10 protein-coding genes and 2 pseudogenes are annotated in these 15,649 nt (G+C 43.8%); all 12 read right to left on the reverse strand.

Annotated features, from left to right (window positions below; all coding sequences use genetic code 11):
* A partial coding sequence (locus JCM15074_RS23180) for a GTP-binding protein (RefSeq protein WP_037470076.1) occupies positions 1-107 on the reverse strand: 107 nt, incomplete at its 3' end.
* Positions 108-188: 81 nt separating this feature from the next.
* Positions 189-2,285, reverse strand: a complete 2,097-nt coding sequence (fusA, locus tag JCM15074_RS19490) for an elongation factor G (protein ID WP_025823555.1) — start codon at positions 2,283-2,285, stop codon at positions 189-191.
* A 78-nt stretch (positions 2,286-2,363) separates the two neighbouring features.
* Positions 2,364-2,834 carry a 30S ribosomal protein S7 gene (gene rpsG / locus JCM15074_RS19495; RefSeq protein WP_025823557.1) on the reverse strand — a complete coding sequence of 157 codons (471 nt, stop codon included), beginning with the start codon at positions 2,832-2,834 and terminating at the stop codon, positions 2,364-2,366.
* Between the two features lie 80 nt (positions 2,835-2,914).
* Positions 2,915-3,289 carry a 30S ribosomal protein S12 gene (gene rpsL / locus JCM15074_RS19500; RefSeq protein ID WP_025823559.1) on the reverse strand — a complete coding sequence of 125 codons (375 nt, stop codon included), beginning with the start codon at positions 3,287-3,289 and terminating at the stop codon, positions 2,915-2,917.
* Positions 3,290-3,468: 179 nt separating this feature from the next.
* Positions 3,469-7,685: pseudogene (gene rpoC, locus JCM15074_RS23185) on the reverse strand (DNA-directed RNA polymerase subunit beta').
* Positions 7,686-7,766: 81 nt separating this feature from the next.
* A pseudogene (rpoB, locus tag JCM15074_RS23190) lies at positions 7,767-11,797 on the reverse strand (DNA-directed RNA polymerase subunit beta).
* Between the two features lie 239 nt (positions 11,798-12,036).
* Positions 12,037-12,402, reverse strand: a complete 366-nt coding sequence (gene rplL, locus JCM15074_RS19515) for a 50S ribosomal protein L7/L12 (RefSeq protein ID WP_025823561.1) — start codon at positions 12,400-12,402, stop codon at positions 12,037-12,039.
* A gap of 54 nt (positions 12,403-12,456) precedes the next feature.
* Positions 12,457-12,960: a 50S ribosomal protein L10 gene (rplJ, locus tag JCM15074_RS19520; RefSeq protein ID WP_025823563.1), complete on the reverse strand. Its 504-nt coding sequence runs from the start codon at positions 12,958-12,960 to the stop codon at positions 12,457-12,459.
* 269 nt (positions 12,961-13,229) lie between these two features.
* Positions 13,230-13,931: a 50S ribosomal protein L1 gene (rplA, locus tag JCM15074_RS19525; RefSeq protein ID WP_025823565.1), complete on the reverse strand. Its 702-nt coding sequence runs from the start codon at positions 13,929-13,931 to the stop codon at positions 13,230-13,232.
* Positions 13,932-13,935: 4 nt separating this feature from the next.
* Positions 13,936-14,364, reverse strand: coding sequence for a 50S ribosomal protein L11 (gene rplK / locus JCM15074_RS19530; protein ID WP_025823567.1), 429 nt, complete (start codon positions 14,362-14,364; stop codon positions 13,936-13,938).
* Between the two features lie 122 nt (positions 14,365-14,486).
* Positions 14,487-15,038 (reverse strand): transcription termination/antitermination protein NusG, encoded by a 552-nt coding sequence (gene nusG / locus JCM15074_RS19535; protein WP_025823568.1) that lies wholly within the window; start codon positions 15,036-15,038, stop codon positions 14,487-14,489.
* A gap of 9 nt (positions 15,039-15,047) precedes the next feature.
* Positions 15,048-15,422: a preprotein translocase subunit SecE gene (gene secE / locus JCM15074_RS19540; protein ID WP_025823570.1), complete on the reverse strand. Its 375-nt coding sequence runs from the start codon at positions 15,420-15,422 to the stop codon at positions 15,048-15,050.
* Positions 15,423-15,649: the final 227 nt, after the last annotated feature.

Here is a 15,649-nt window from a genome sequence, read left to right on the forward strand (position 1 = left end):
AATACGTGAGAGATAGCTGCAGTTAGAGTTGTTTTACCATGGTCAACGTGACCAATGGTGCCCACGTTTACGTGGGGTTTGCTACGTTCAAATTTTTCTTTAGCCACGATATATTCCTTTCTTTTCAGGAGTGCCCACTTCAAGTGGACAATATCAAATCAAATGTACAGTTCGGATAATAGCAGGAATTAACCACGCGCTTCCATAACTGCTTTTGTAATATTTTGCGGTGCATCAGAGTACTTCAAAAACTCCATAGAGTATGAAGCACGTCCCTGGGTAGCAGAACGCAGATCAGTTGCATAACCAAACATTTCAGCAAGAGGCACAACTGCATGAATGATCTTGATGCCAGCAACGCCGTCATCCATACCTTCAATAAGACCTCGACGACGGTTTAAATCACCAACCACATCGCCCATGTAATCTTCTGGAGTTGTAATCTCTACTTTCATACTCGGTTCAAGAAGTGCTGGACTCGCTTGGAGTGCACCCTTCTTAAAGCCCATAGAGCCTGCAATTTTGAAGGCCATTTCGTTCGAGTCCACATCATGATATGAACCATCAAACAAAGTAACTTTCACATCCAACACAGGGAAGCCGGCAATTACACCATTCTTCATCTGCTCTTGGATACCTTTGTCAACAGCCGGGATATATTCACGAGGAATAACACCACCAACGACGTCGTTGACGAATTCGTAACCAGCACCCTCTTCTTGAGGTTCTAGTTTCAACCAAACATGACCAAATTGGCCACGACCGCCTGATTGACGAACGAATTTACCTTCAACTTCCACACTAGAGCGGATAGTCTCGCGGTAGGCCACTTGAGGCTTACCTACGTTACACTCGACACCAAACTCGCGACGCATACGGTCAACGATAATATCTAAGTGTAGTTCACCCATACCAGAGATCAGTGTTTGGCCAGATTCTTCATCTGTTTCAACACGGAATGATGGATCTTCCGCTGCAAGTTTTTGCAACGCAATACCCATTTTCTCTTGGGCGGCTTTTGATCTAGGCTCTACTGCAATGGTAATTACTGGGTCTGGAAATTCCATACGCTCAAGAATGACTTTATGATCGCTGTCACATAGAGTGTCACCGGTCGTCACATCTTTTAAACCAATCGCAGCGGCAATATCGCCAGCACGCACTTCTTTGATCTCAATTCGATCATTGGCATGCATCTGTACCATACGGCCAATACGTTCACGTTTCTCTTTAACAGAATTATAAACGGCTGAACCTGTCTCTAGTACACCAGAGTAAACACGCATAAAGGTTAACGTACCAACGAATGGGTCAGTCGCAATCTTAAATGCTAATGCAGAGAATGGAGCATTATCGTCTGAATGACGCTCTACTTCATTATCATGCTCATCGATACCTTTAATCGCAGGCACATCTACAGGTGAAGGTAAGAAGTCAACGACAGCATCAAGCACAGCTTGAACGCCTTTATTCTTAAATGCACTACCGCAGGTAGCTAATACGATTTCGTTATTGATGGTACGTTGGCGTAAGGCATGTTTGATTTCTTCTTCAGAAAGCTCACCGTCTTCCAAGTATTTATCCATCAACTCATCAGATGCTTCAGCAGCAGCTTCCACCATATACTCACGCATTTCAGCTGCTTTATCAGCAAGCTCTGCAGGAATATCTTCATAGGTGAAAGTCATACCTTGATCAGATTCATTCCAGTTAATGGCTTTCATCTTAATCAGGTCAATTACGCCGCGGAAGTTATCTTCAGCACCGATGTTTAATTGAATTGGTATACAAGTCGCACCTAAACGGTTTCTGATTTGGTCGATTACTCGATCATAATCAGCACCTGCTCGGTCCATCTTGTTCACAAATACCATACGAGGTACTTTGTATTTGTCTGCCTGACGCCATACGGTTTCAGACTGAGGCTCAACACCAGATGAACCGCAAAACACAACAACAGCGCCATCAAGCACACGCAGTGAACGTTCAACTTCAATAGTAAAGTCAACGTGACCGGGTGTATCAATGATATTGATGCGATGTTCTACGAACTGCTGGTTCATACCACGCCAGAATGTGGTTACAGCAGCAGATGTGATAGTAATACCACGCTCTTGCTCTTGTACCATCCAGTCAGTGGTCGCTGCGCCATCGTGAACTTCACCGATTTTATGCGACAAGCCTGTATAAAACAGCACGCGCTCAGTCGTCGTTGTTTTACCGGCATCAACGTGAGCGCAGATACCGATATTACGATAGCGCTCAATAGGAGTTGTACGAGCCACAATTACATCCTCATTAACCGCGACAAGGCCGCAGCAAAATAAACTAAGGTGTGGGTCATTAAGACCCACACCAACAGATTACCAGCGGTAATGTGCGAATGCTTTGTTAGCTTCAGCCATACGGTGAACGTCTTCACGTTTCTTAACAGCTGTGCCTTTGTTTTCACTTGCATCTAGCATTTCACCAGCTAGACGTAGTGCCATAGATTTTTCGCCACGCTTACGTGCAGCTTCAACTAACCAGCGCATAGCCAGTGCGTTACGACGCACTGGACGTACTTCACATGGTACTTGGTAAGTAGAACCACCAACACGGCGAGATTTAACTTCTACCGCTGGGCGTACGTTCTCAAGTGCAGCTTCAAGGATAGATAGATGATCAGCGCTTTTCTTTTCAGCGACTACATCTAAAGCCTTGTAGATGATTTTTTCTGCAGTAGACTTCTTACCGTCTTGCATAATGACGTTGATGAACTTAGCCAACAACTCACTGTTAAATTTTGGATCAGGTAGGATTTTACGTTGTCCTACAACGCGACGTCTTGGCATAACAATTCTCCGTATGCTTCAGGGATTTCCAAAACTGGAATCACAATTTTTGTAGCTTGGCCTTACTTAACGGGAAACCATTAAGACTTAGGACGCTTAGCACCGTACTTAGAACGACCTTGGCGACGAGTAGTCACGCCAGCACAGTCTAGGGCGCCACGAACAGTGTGGTAACGCACACCTGGTAAGTCTTTAACACGACCACCACGGATTAGAATTACACTGTGCTCTTGAAGGTTGTGGCCTTCACCACCGATGTACGAAGTAACTTCGAAACCGTTAGTTAGACGCACACGCGCTACTTTACGTAGAGCAGAGTTAGGTTTTTTAGGAGTAGTGGTGTACACGCGAGTACAAACACCACGCTTTTGTGGGCACGCATTTAGTGCAGGCACATTAGTCTTTTCGACTTTTGGCGCACGTGGTTTGCGAACCAACTGGTTAACAGTTGCCATGTATAGCTCCAAATCAGCTGAATCAAGTTCAACAATAAGGTGTGAAAAATCTATGATCCACAACTGTGGGACGCGGAATTTTAAAAAGGTAATGGCTTCCTGTCAAGAAATAGCCAACTTTTGTTCCTTTTTATACTAAAAAAGGCGCAAATTGCGCCTTTTTAGAGCAATTATTAAGCTTAGTCCTGGCTACCGCCAGCTAAATTTAATAGATCAGCAAGGTTTTGCTCAGCTTCACTAGCACTAATTGCTGGTGCTTTTTCAGCTTTTGGATTAGCACGAAGTTCATTACGAGCTTTGTGATAAGCATAACCTGTACCTGCAGGGATCAGACGACCCACAATTACGTTCTCTTTCAAGCCACGTAAGTTGTCACTCTTACCGCCTACAGCTGCTTCAGTCAATACGCGAGTCGTTTCTTGGAACGAAGCCGCAGAAATGAATGATTCAGTTGCTAGTGACGCCTTGGTAATACCAAGTAGTTCACGTTCGAATTGTGCAGGTGCTTTACCTTGCGCTTCAAGTTCGCGGTTAGCATCTTAACGCGTGATACTTCAGCCTGTTCACCTTCTAAGAACTCACTGTCGCCTGCTGCTGTAATGATACACTTACGTAGCATTTGACGAATGATAACTTCGATGTGCTTATCGTTAATCTTTACGCCCTGTAGACGGTAAACGTCTTGAACTTCGTTAACGATATAGTTAGCAACATGGTGAATGCCACGTAGACGTAAAATGTCATGTGCAGCTTCTGGACCGTCGGCAATAACTTCACCACGTTCCACTTTTTCACCTTCGAACACGTTCAGGTTACGCCACTTAGGGATCATCTCTTCGTAGTGATCGCCGCCTTCATTTGGAGTGATAACTAAACGGCGCTTGCCCTTAGTCTCTTTACCGAATGAAATCGTACCAGAAACTTCTGCAAGAATAGCAGGTTCTTTTGGTTTACGAGCTTCGAATAGATCCGCTACGCGAGGTAGACCACCGGTGATGTCACGAGTCTTAGACGATTCTTGTGGAATACGTGCTAATGCGTCACCAACGTTAATCTGTGCGTTATCGTCCTTACTTACGATCGCATGACCTGGTAAGAAGTATTGCGCAGGAACATCAGTACCAGGGATCATCAGGTCGTTACCGTCAGCAGCAACCAACTTGATCATAGGGCGCATTTCTTTACCCGCTGATGGACGTTGTGCAACATCAAGTACTACGATTGATGACAAACCTGTTAACTCATCAGTTTGACGAGTCATAGTTACGCCGTCGATCATATCAACGAACTTAACTGTACCCGCTACTTCAGAGATAATTGGGTGAGTGTGTGGATCCCAGTTTGCAATGATTTCGTTAGCTTCAACTTCAGTCTCATCTAACTTCTCAAGTACAGTACCGTAAGGAACCTTATAACGCTCTTTCTCACGACCAAGTTCATCGATAATCGCAAGTTCAGATGAACGCGATACGATAACCAACTTACCTTCAGTGTTAGTTACATACTTAGCATTGTGTAACTTCAAGGTACCAGGGTTCTTAACCTGAACGTTGTTCTCAGCAGAAGCTCGAGATGCCGCACCACCAATGTGGAAGGTACGCATCGTTAGCTGTGTACCAGGCTCACCAATTGACTGAGCAGCAACAACACCGATAGCCTCACCGTGGTTAATAATATGACCACGAGCTAAGTCACGACCGTAACAGTATGCACACACACCGAAGTCTGTTTCACATGTAATTACAGAACGTACAATAACTTCGTCAACTGAGTTATCTTCTAGCTTCTGACACCATGCTTCATCAAGTAACGTGTTACGTGGAGCAAGAATATCTTCAGTACCAGGGTAGTATACATCTTGTGCTACTACACGACCTAGAACACGCTCACGTAAAGGTTCTACAACGTCACCACCTTCAATAAGTGGCTTCATTACTAAACCTTCAGTCGCACCACAGTCGTCCTCAATAACCACAAGGTCTTGAGCAACGTCTACTAGACGACGAGTTAGGTAACCAGAGTTAGCAGTCTTAAGTGCGGTATCCGCAAGACCCTTACGCGCACCGTGAGTAGAAATAAAGTACTGTAGTACGTTTAGACCTTCACGGAAGTTCGCCACAATCGGCGTCTCGATGATTGAGCCATCTGGCTTAGCCATCAGACCACGCATACCCGCCAACTGACGGATCTGAGCAGCACTACCACGCGCACCTGAGTCGGCCATCATATAGATGCTGTTGAACGACTTTTGCTTCTCTTCTTCACCATCACGGTTAATCACTGTCTCAGTAGACAGGTTTTCCATCATAGCTTTAGATACTTTTTCGTTCGCAGATGCCCAGATATCGATTACTTTGTTGTAACGCTCACCAGCGGTCACAAGACCTGACTGGAACTGCTCTTGAATCTCAAGCACTTCTGCTTCAGCATCAGCAACTAGCGTGTACTTCTCAGCAGGAATATCCATATCGTTGATACCTACAGAGGCACCAGAGATAGTTGCAAAGTGGAAACCGGTATACATCAATTGGTCAGCAAAGATAACAGTATCTTTCAAACCTAATTGACGGTAACAAGTGTTCAGCAACTTAGAAATCTGCTTCTTACCCATATCTTGGTTAACAAGGTCAAATGAAAGACCTGCTGGCAAGATGCGAGAAAGTAGAGCACGACCCACAGTAGTATCAACCACGCGGCGTACTGGCACAAGTTCACCAGCTTCATTACGCACACTTTCAGTGATACGTACTTTTACGCGAGCATGAAGTTCTGCAGCGCCTGTACGGTATGCTTTTTCTGCTTCATCTACTGAAGCAAATGCCATACCTTCACCTTTACCGTTAACACGAACACGGCTGGTGTAGTACAGACCCAATACCACGTCCTGTGAAGGTGTAATAACTGGCTCACCGTTTGCTGGTGACAAAATGTTGTTGGTTGACATCATTAGCGCACGAGCTTCTAACTGAGCTTCAAGCGTTAATGGAACGTGAACCGCCATTTGGTCACCGTCGAAGTCAGCGTTGTATGCCGCACACACTAATGGGTGCAGTTGAATCGCTTTACCTTCGATCAATACAGGCTCAAATGCCTGGATACCTAAACGGTGAAGTGTGGGTGCACGGTTAAGCATAACCGGATGCTCACGAATCACTTCGTCTAATACATCCCAAACCTCAGGTACTTCACGTTCAACCATCTTTTTAGCTGCTTTGATGGTTGTAGCTAGGCCACGACCTTCAAGCTTACCGTAGATGAATGGCTTGAATAACTCAAGAGCCATCTTCTTCGGCAGACCACACTGATGTAGTCGTAAAGTTGGACCTACGGTAATAACCGAACGACCTGAGTAATCAACACGCTTACCAAGCAAGTTCTGACGGAAACGACCTTGCTTACCTTTGATCATATCTGCCAAAGATTTTAAAGGACGCTTGTTTGAACCTGTAATAGCACGACCGCGACGACCGTTATCTAATAGCGCATCAACAGATTCTTGTAACATACGCTTTTCGTTACGTACGATGATATCTGGAGCAGCAAGGTCTAATAGACGCTTCAAACGGTTGTTACGGTTAATAACGCGGCGATATAGATCGTTAAGATCTGAAGTCGCGAAACGGCCACCATCAAGTGGAACTAGCGGACGTAGATCAGGTGGAAGTACAGGAAGTACTTTCAGAATCATCCACTCAGGCTTGTTGCCAGAATAATGGAATGCTTCAATCAGTTTCAAACGCTTAGTTACTTTCTTGCGGCGAGTTTCAGAGTTGATTGATGGCAACTCTTCGCGCATGTCTTCGATTTCTTTTTCAAGATCGATAGCACGTAGCAATTCAAGAACTGCTTCTGCACCCATCTTAGCTTCGAATTCATCACCATACTCTTCTAAAGCATCCAAATAGGTTTCTTCAGTAAGCATTTGGCCGCGCTCAAGGCTGGTCATACCAGGCTCAATCACAACGAATGATTCGAAATATAATACGCGTTCAATATCACGCAATGTCATATCTAGCATTAAGCCGATACGAGATGGCAATGATTTTAAGAACCAAATGTGTGCTACTGGGCTAGCCAGCTCAATGTGACCCATACGCTCACGACGTACTTTAGTCTGGGTAACTTCTACGCCACACTTTTCACAGATCACACCACGGTGCTTAAGACGCTTGTACTTACCACACAAACACTCGTAATCTTTAACTGGGCCAAAGATACGCGCGCAGAATAAGCCTTCACGCTCAGGCTTAAACGTACGGTAGTTAATAGTTTCAGGCTTCTTAACTTCACCAAATGACCAAGAACGGATCAAATCAGGCGACGCTAGGCCGATCTTGATACCATTAAATTCTTCAGTCTTACTTTGCTGTTTCAGAAACTTTAATAAGTCTTTCACGTTTCTCTCCTGAAGGAGTTAAACCAGGTGCCCCGCTACGCGAGGCACCAATTCAGTGCCAAACGAGTATCAGTACTCGTTTTAGTCTTGATCCAACTCGATATTAATACCAAGTGAACGGATCTCCTTCAGTAATACATTGAAGGACTCTGGCATACCAGGGTTCATCTGATGGTTACCATCAACGATGTTTTTGTACATTTGTGTACGACCGTTAACGTCATCTGATTTAACCGTTAGCATTTCTTGTAGTGTATATGCAGCACCATAAGCTTCAAGTGCCCACACTTCCATCTCACCGAAACGCTGACCACCAAATTGAGCTTTACCGCCCAATGGTTGCTGAGTAACAAGACTGTATGAACCCGTAGAACGAGCATGCATCTTATCATCAACTAAGTGGTTAAGTTTTAGCATGTACATGTAACCAACGGTTACTTCACGCTCAAACTGGTCACCAGAACGACCATCATATAGCTTCAACTGACCTGAAGTAGGTAAACCTGCGAGTTCAAGCATTTCCTTGATCTCTTTCTCTTTTGCACCATCAAACGCTGGTGTTGCAATAGGAAGACCTGTCTTTAGGTGTTTCGCTAGACGTAATACTTCATCATCCGTAAATGACTCGATATCAACACGCTGTTGTAAGCCATTACCAAGGTCGTAAACTTGCTTAATATAACCACGAAGTTCAGCAAGTTCGCGCTGCTCTTCTAACATTACATTAATTCGATCACCAATACCTTTAGCTGCTGCACCCATATGAACTTCAAGTACCTGACCGATGTTCATACGTGATGGTACACCCAATGGGTTAAGTACTACGTCAACTGGATTACCGTGCTCATCGTAAGGCATGTCTTCGATAGGACAGATCTTAGAGATCACACCCTTGTTACCGTGACGACCCGCCATCTTATCACCAGGTTGGATAGTACGCTTAACAGCTAAATAAACTTTAACTACTTTTAGTACACCTGGTTGTAAATCATCACCTTGAGTGATCTTACGACGCTTAATTTCAAACTTCTTATCGAAATCAGCTTTTAGCTCATCATGCTGCTCAGCAAGCTGTTCAAGTTCAGTTTGCTTAGTTTCATCATCAATTACCTGTACTAGGTACTTTTGACGAGGAATTTCTGCAAGCTGAGACTCAGTAAATCCAGCATTAACTAATAGATGACGTGCACGACCAAATACACCCTCTTCAAGGATCTTAAACTCTTCAGTTAAGTCCTTTTTCGCTTGCGCGATGTGCATTTCTTCGATTTCTACCGCACGCTTATCTTTCTCTACACCATCACGGGTAAAGACTTGAACGTCGATAATGGTACCTTTAACAGAGTTAGGTACACGCAAAGAGCTATCTTTAACATCAGATGCTTTTTCACCGAAGATAGCACGTAGTAGCTTCTCTTCAGGCGTTAGCTGAGTTTCACCTTTAGGTGTCACTTTACCAACTAGGATGTCGCCACCTTTAACTTCAGCACCAATGTAAACGATACCTGATTCATCAAGCTTAGATAGTGCAGACTCACCTACGTTAGGGATGTCAGCAGTGATCTCTTCGCTACCAAGCTTAGTATCACGAGCAATACAAGAAAGCTCTTGAATATGGATCGTGCTGAAACGGTCATCTTGAGCTACACGCTCAGAAATCAAAATCGAGTCTTCGAAGTTGTAACCATTCCAAGTCATAAATGCGATACGCATGTTCTGACCAAGCGCCAAATCACCTAAGTCAGTTGATGGACCATCTGCAAGTACGTCACCGCGAACCACAGGCTCACCAACGAAACAGCAAGGACGTTGGTTAATACAAGTGTTCTGGTTAGAACGGGTGTACTTAGTTAGGTTATAAATGTCGATACCAGCTTCGCCTGGGCAAAGTTCATCTTCATTCACTTTAACTACGATACGGCTTGCATCAACATAGTCGATCACACCACCACGCTTAGCAGCAACAACAACACCAGAGTCTACAGCTAGTGTACGCTCAATACCTGTACCTACTAATGGCTTTTCAGCTTTTAGTGTTGGTACAGCCTGACGTTGCATGTTCGCACCCATCAATGCACGGTTCGCGTCATCGTGTTCTAAGAACGGAATCAATGAAGCAGCAACAGAAATAATCTGTTGTGGAGAAACGTCCATATACTGAACATCTGCAGCACGCATAAAGGTAGATTCACCTTTATGACGACAAGCGATTTGCTCTTCAACCATACGGCCGTGAGAGTCAACTTCGATGTTTGCCTGTGCAATCACATAGCGGCCTTCTTCGATTGCTGATAAGTATTCAACTTGATCAGTAATCACACCATCAACAACCTTACGGTAAGGTGTTTCAAGGAAACCATATGAGTTAGTGCGAGCAAATGTTGCTAGCGAGTTGATCAAACCAATGTTTGGACCTTCAGGCGTCTCAATCGGACATAAACGACCGTAGTGAGTTGGGTGAACGTCTCGAACTTCGAAGCCCGCACGCTCACGAGTTAAACCACCTGGGCCTAAAGCAGAAATACGACGCTTATGCGTTACTTCTGACAATGGGTTGTTCTGATCCATAAACTGCGATAACTGTGAAGAACCAAAGAATTCTTTAACAGCTGCAGAAATTGGCTTAGCATTGATAAGATCTTGTGGCATTAGCTCATTAAGATCACCAAGGCTTAAACGTTCACGAACAGCACGTTCTACACGAACTAAACCAACACGGAATTGGTTTTCTGCCATTTCGCCTACGCTACGAATACGACGGTTACCTAGATGGTCAATATCATCTACTTCGTCATAGCCGTTACGGATTTCAATGATTTTTTTCATCACTGAAACGATGTCTTCTTTAGAAAGCACACCAGTACCTTCGTCTTCAGGTAGCTCAAGACGACGGTTAAACTTCATACGACCTACTTTAGATAGGTCATAACGCTCTTCAGAGAAGAATAAGTTATTAAATAATGCTTCAGCAGCATCTTTGGTTGGTGCTCGCCAGGACGCATCATACGATAGATTTCAACTAACGCTTCTAAGCGGTTAGTTGTAGAATCGATACGCAAGGTGTCAGAAATATAAGCACCGTGATCTAGCTCGTTGATGTATAACGTGCTAACAGACTTAATACCTGCAAGAGAAAGTTTAGCTAGATCTTCTAGGCTAATTTCATTATTTGCAGATACTAATACTTCACCAGTATCTGGATCGATATAGTCTTGAGCTGATACTTTACCAACGATGTATTCAACTGGTACTTCTAATTCAGTTGTACTGGTCTTTTCAAGTTGACGAATATGACGCGCAGTAATGCGACGACCCTTCTCAACCAATACATTGCCTTCAGAGTCCTTAATGTCATAGCTAGCAGTTTCGCCACGTAGACGCTCAGGAACCAAAGTCATAACTAATGCATCTTTCTTAACGGTGAAATCTACACGGTCAAAGAAGATATCTAGAATTTCTTGAGTAGAGAATTCTAGTGCACGTAGCATGATAGTCGCAGGTAATTTACGGCGACGATCAATACGTACAAATAGTGCGTCTTTTGGATCGAACTCAAAGTCTAACCAAGAACCACGGTAAGGAATAATACGTGCATTGTATAATACCTTGCCTGAAGAGTGAGTCTTACCACGGTCATGGTCGAAGAACACACCAGGGCTACGGTGTAACTGAGATACGATAACACGCTCAGTACCATTGATAACAAAAGTACCGTTTTCAGTCATTAATGGGATATCACCCATGTAGACTTCTTGTTCTTTAATGTCTTTTACAGTGCCAGGCGCTGCTTCACGGTCAAAAAGAACCATGCGCAATTTAACGCGTAGTGGTGCAGAGTAAGTAACACCACGGATTTGACACTCTTTCACATCAAAAACAGGCTCACCTAGCTTGTAGCTAACATACTGTAGCTCAGAGTTGCCAGAAAAGCTTTTAATGGGAAAAACGCTACGGAAGGCAGCTTCAAAGCCGCGCTCACCGGTAGGATCTTGATCGGTGAACTTCTTAAAAGAGTCTAGCTGAATAGACAATAAGTAAGGGATATCCAAAACTTTTGGACGTTTACCAAAGTCTTTACGAATACGCTTCTTTTCAGAATAGGAGTAAACCATGGGTTTCCTCTAATTTGCGAGATGTGACCAAGACTGAATCAATATCATTATTGAAACAGCACGTTTGCCCATCACCGTTGTAGCAAGAATTTAGCCAGTAATCTCTGCTAAAAACTGCAAAATTAGGCGATAAACGGTGAATAAAAAATCGCCAGCGCATACAGCGCAAAAAAGGCCGACGGTTAAAAAACCGCCAGCCTCCACTCAATTTAATTGAGTGAGCAAGCTAAAAGTATAGCTTACTTGATTTCTACTTCTGCGCCAGCTGCTTCTAGTTCAGCTTTAAGTGCATCAGCTTCTTCTTTAGATACAGCTTCTTTAACTGCTACTGGAGCAGATTCAGCCATAGCTTTAGCTTCTTTTAGGCCTAGACCAGTTGCGCCACGTAGAGCTTTAATCACAGCAACTTTGTTTGCGCCGTGGTTAGTTAGCATTACGTCGAATTCTGTTTGCTCTTCAGCAGCTGCAGTAGCAGCGCCGCCAGCAACAACAGCAGCAGCAGCAGAAACGCCGAACTTCTCTTCCATTGCTTCGATTAGTTCAACAACTTCCATTACAGACATAGCTGCAACGGCTTCTAAGATTTGGTCTTTAGTGATAGACATAACAAAAATTTCCTAATGTTCTGAATTCAAATTCATTAAGCAGCAAGCTTAAAATTAAGCTGCGGCTTCTTCTTTTTGATCGCGTAATGCGGCCAGAGTACGTACAAGCTTGCCAGCAGATGCTTCTTTCATAGTCATCATCAACTGAGCTAGTGCTTCTTCGTATGTTGGTAGCTTAGCTAAACGATCAATATCAGCTGCAGGGATAAATTCCCCTTCGAAAGCTGCGCCTTTAACTTCAAAGTTAGCTTGCTCAACAGCAAAGTCTTTTAATAGACGAGCTGCAGCACCAGGGTGCTCATTTGAGAAAGCGATCAAAGTTGGGCCAGTGAATGACTCACCAAGGCACTCAAAATCAGTACCTTCAACTGCACGACGCATAAGAGTGTTACGAACTACTCGAACATATACACCATTTTCACGTGCAGCTTTACGTAAGCCAGTCATAGCCGCTACAGTTACGCCGCGAGAATCGGCAACAACTGCAGAAAGCGCACCTTTGGCAGCTTCGTTGACTTCAGCAACAATCGCTTTTTTGTCTTCGAGTCTTAATGCCATTGGCTTTACTCCTGGATTCTACCTAGGGTTTCCCCTAGCAATTACCAAAATTAGATACACAATGTATCTAATTACTTACGGTGCAGATTTCCAGCAGAAAAAAATCTATCTGGGGCCTGACACCGTCTACGCAGGAAATTAAGTAAACCTGATGGTTGACGCCTGCGGTCTTGGACGGAAGCATCTAAGAATTAGTGCCTAAACACCAATAAATGAGCTTCAACCCACAAAGTGCGCGCATTATATATTAATGCGCGCTCAATGTAAAATTAGTTAGCAGTGTCCAGAGTATTCTGGTCAACAGCTACACCAGCGCCCATAGTGGTGCTGATGGTAACCTTTTTAACAAATACACCTTTTGCTGCAGCAGGCTTAGCCTTCTTCAGTGCAGATAGTAATGCTTCAAGGTTTTCTTGAAGTTGAGCAGCTTCAAAATCCACTTTACCAATAGTAGTGTGGATAATACCGTTCTTATCGTTACGGTAGCGAACCTGACCAGCTTTAGCGTTCTTAACTGCTTCTGCTACGTTAGGAGTAACAGTACCAGTCTTAGGGTTAGGCATTAGACCACGTGGGCCTAAGATCTGACCTAGCATACCAACAACGCGCATTGCATCAGGAGAAGCAATAACTACGTCGAAGTTCATTTCGCCAGCTTTAACTTGCGCAGCTAGATCTTCCATACCCACTAATTCAGCACCAGCTTCTTTAGCAGCTTCAGCGTTTGCACCCTGAGTGAATACTGCAACACGTACTTCACGACCAGTACCGTGTGGTAGCACAGTAGCGCCACGAACGTTTTGGTCAGATTTACGAGGGTCAACACCTAGGTTAACAGCAACGTCTACACTTTCAACGAACTTAGCAGTAGCTAGCTCTTTAAGAAGCGCGATAGCTTCGTTGATTTCGTAGTTTTTAGTTACTTGCACTTTCTCGCGAATGTTACGCATGCGTTTAGTTAGCTTTGCCATTGTATTAGTCCTCTACTACCAAACCCATTGAAAGTGCAGTACCTTCGATTGAGCGAGTCATCGCTTCAATGTCAGCACCAGTCATATCAGCCGCTTTAGTTTCAGCAATTTCCTGAAGCTGTGCACGCTTGATTGTGCCCACTTTTTGAGTGTTAGGACGGCCAGAACCTGATTTCAGGCCAGCTGCTTTCAATAATAAGAAAGATGCTGGAGGCGTCTTAGTTTCAAAAGTGAAAGAACGGTCGTTATATACAGTGATAACAACTGGAATTGGCATGCCTTTTTCGAACTTTTCAGTACGAGCGTTGAATGCTTTACAGAATTCCATGATGTTCACACCTTTCTGACCTAATGCAGGGCCAACTGGTGGAGACGGGTTTGCAGCACCGGCTGCTACTTGTAGTTTGATGTAACCATCAACTTTCTTTGCCATGAGATATTTCCTCAGTATGGGTACTAACGCTTAACACGACGGCGCTAAGCTCCCCTTAAATAACGAGGGCGGATTATATAGAAATCCGTCCCCTTTGCCAAACAGTTTTGTGGTTATTTTAATCAGTTTTTTTCAACTTGACCAAAATCTAATTCCACCGGCGTTGAGCGACCGAAGATCATTACAGAAACCTTGACGCGGCTCTTCTCGTAATCAACCTCTTCAACAGTACCGTTGAAGTCAGCAAATGGACCTTCAGTAACACGAACCATTTCGCCAGGCTCAAACATAACGCGATGCGTTGGAGACTCAGTAGTTTCCTGCAGACGTTGTAGAATAGCGTTAGCTTCTTTATCGCTAATAGGTGCAGGACGATCAGAAGTACCGCCAATGAAACCCATTACACGTGGAATGCTATTCACTAAGTGCCAGCTGTCATCGTTCATTTCCATCTGCACTAATACATAGCCAGGGAAGAACTTACGTTCGCTTTTACGACGTTGACCTGCACGCATTTCAACAACTTCTTCAGTAGGAACTAATACTTCACCGAAGTATTCTTCCATACCATGCATTTTGATATGTTCAATCAAAGATTTACATACTCTGCCTTCATAGCCAGAGAATGCTTGAACCACATACCATCTTTTTTTAGCTTCTTTAGCTTCAGTCATTCTTGATGCCTATACGCCAGTAATGAAATTGACAATTCGCAGTAACACTGCATCTAGACCCCATAAAATCAGAGCTAGAATACCTGTTGCCGCTAATACAATAAAGGTAGTATTTAGTGCTTCTTGACGCGTTGGCCAAACTACTTTACGTACTTCAATTTGTGCTTCTCGAGCAAAAGCTAATGCTTGCTTGCCCTTTTCAGTTTGAAGTGCGATAAAACCAGCCAAAGCGAAGGCAACAACTACAACGATTACACGTACAAGTACGCTAACCTCTTCGCTGTACATCTGATTGCCAATTACAGCAGCAGCCAGCAAAATAATCGCCAGACCCCACTTCACGATATCCAAGGAATTACCTTGGTTTTCAGTATTTGTTGTCATCGGTTAATTCCGTTACTTACTACGACCTGAGCTTAGTATCATTTATGCTTAAACGCATTAATATACGTCCAAGTTAATCACACTTTTCATTTCCGAACTCACCCTTAGCAATAAATATACAAGCTCAGGGGTCAAAAATCGGCCATAGATTGTATTCTTATTCAGCTTAGTAAGCAAGGTTAGAGGTCTGCTTTCCCAGCGTAAATTTAATTTTTTACACGACTAAA

Source organism: Shewanella marina JCM 15074, assembly GCF_000614975.1.
GTDB lineage: Bacteria > Pseudomonadota > Gammaproteobacteria > Enterobacterales > Shewanellaceae > Shewanella > Shewanella marina.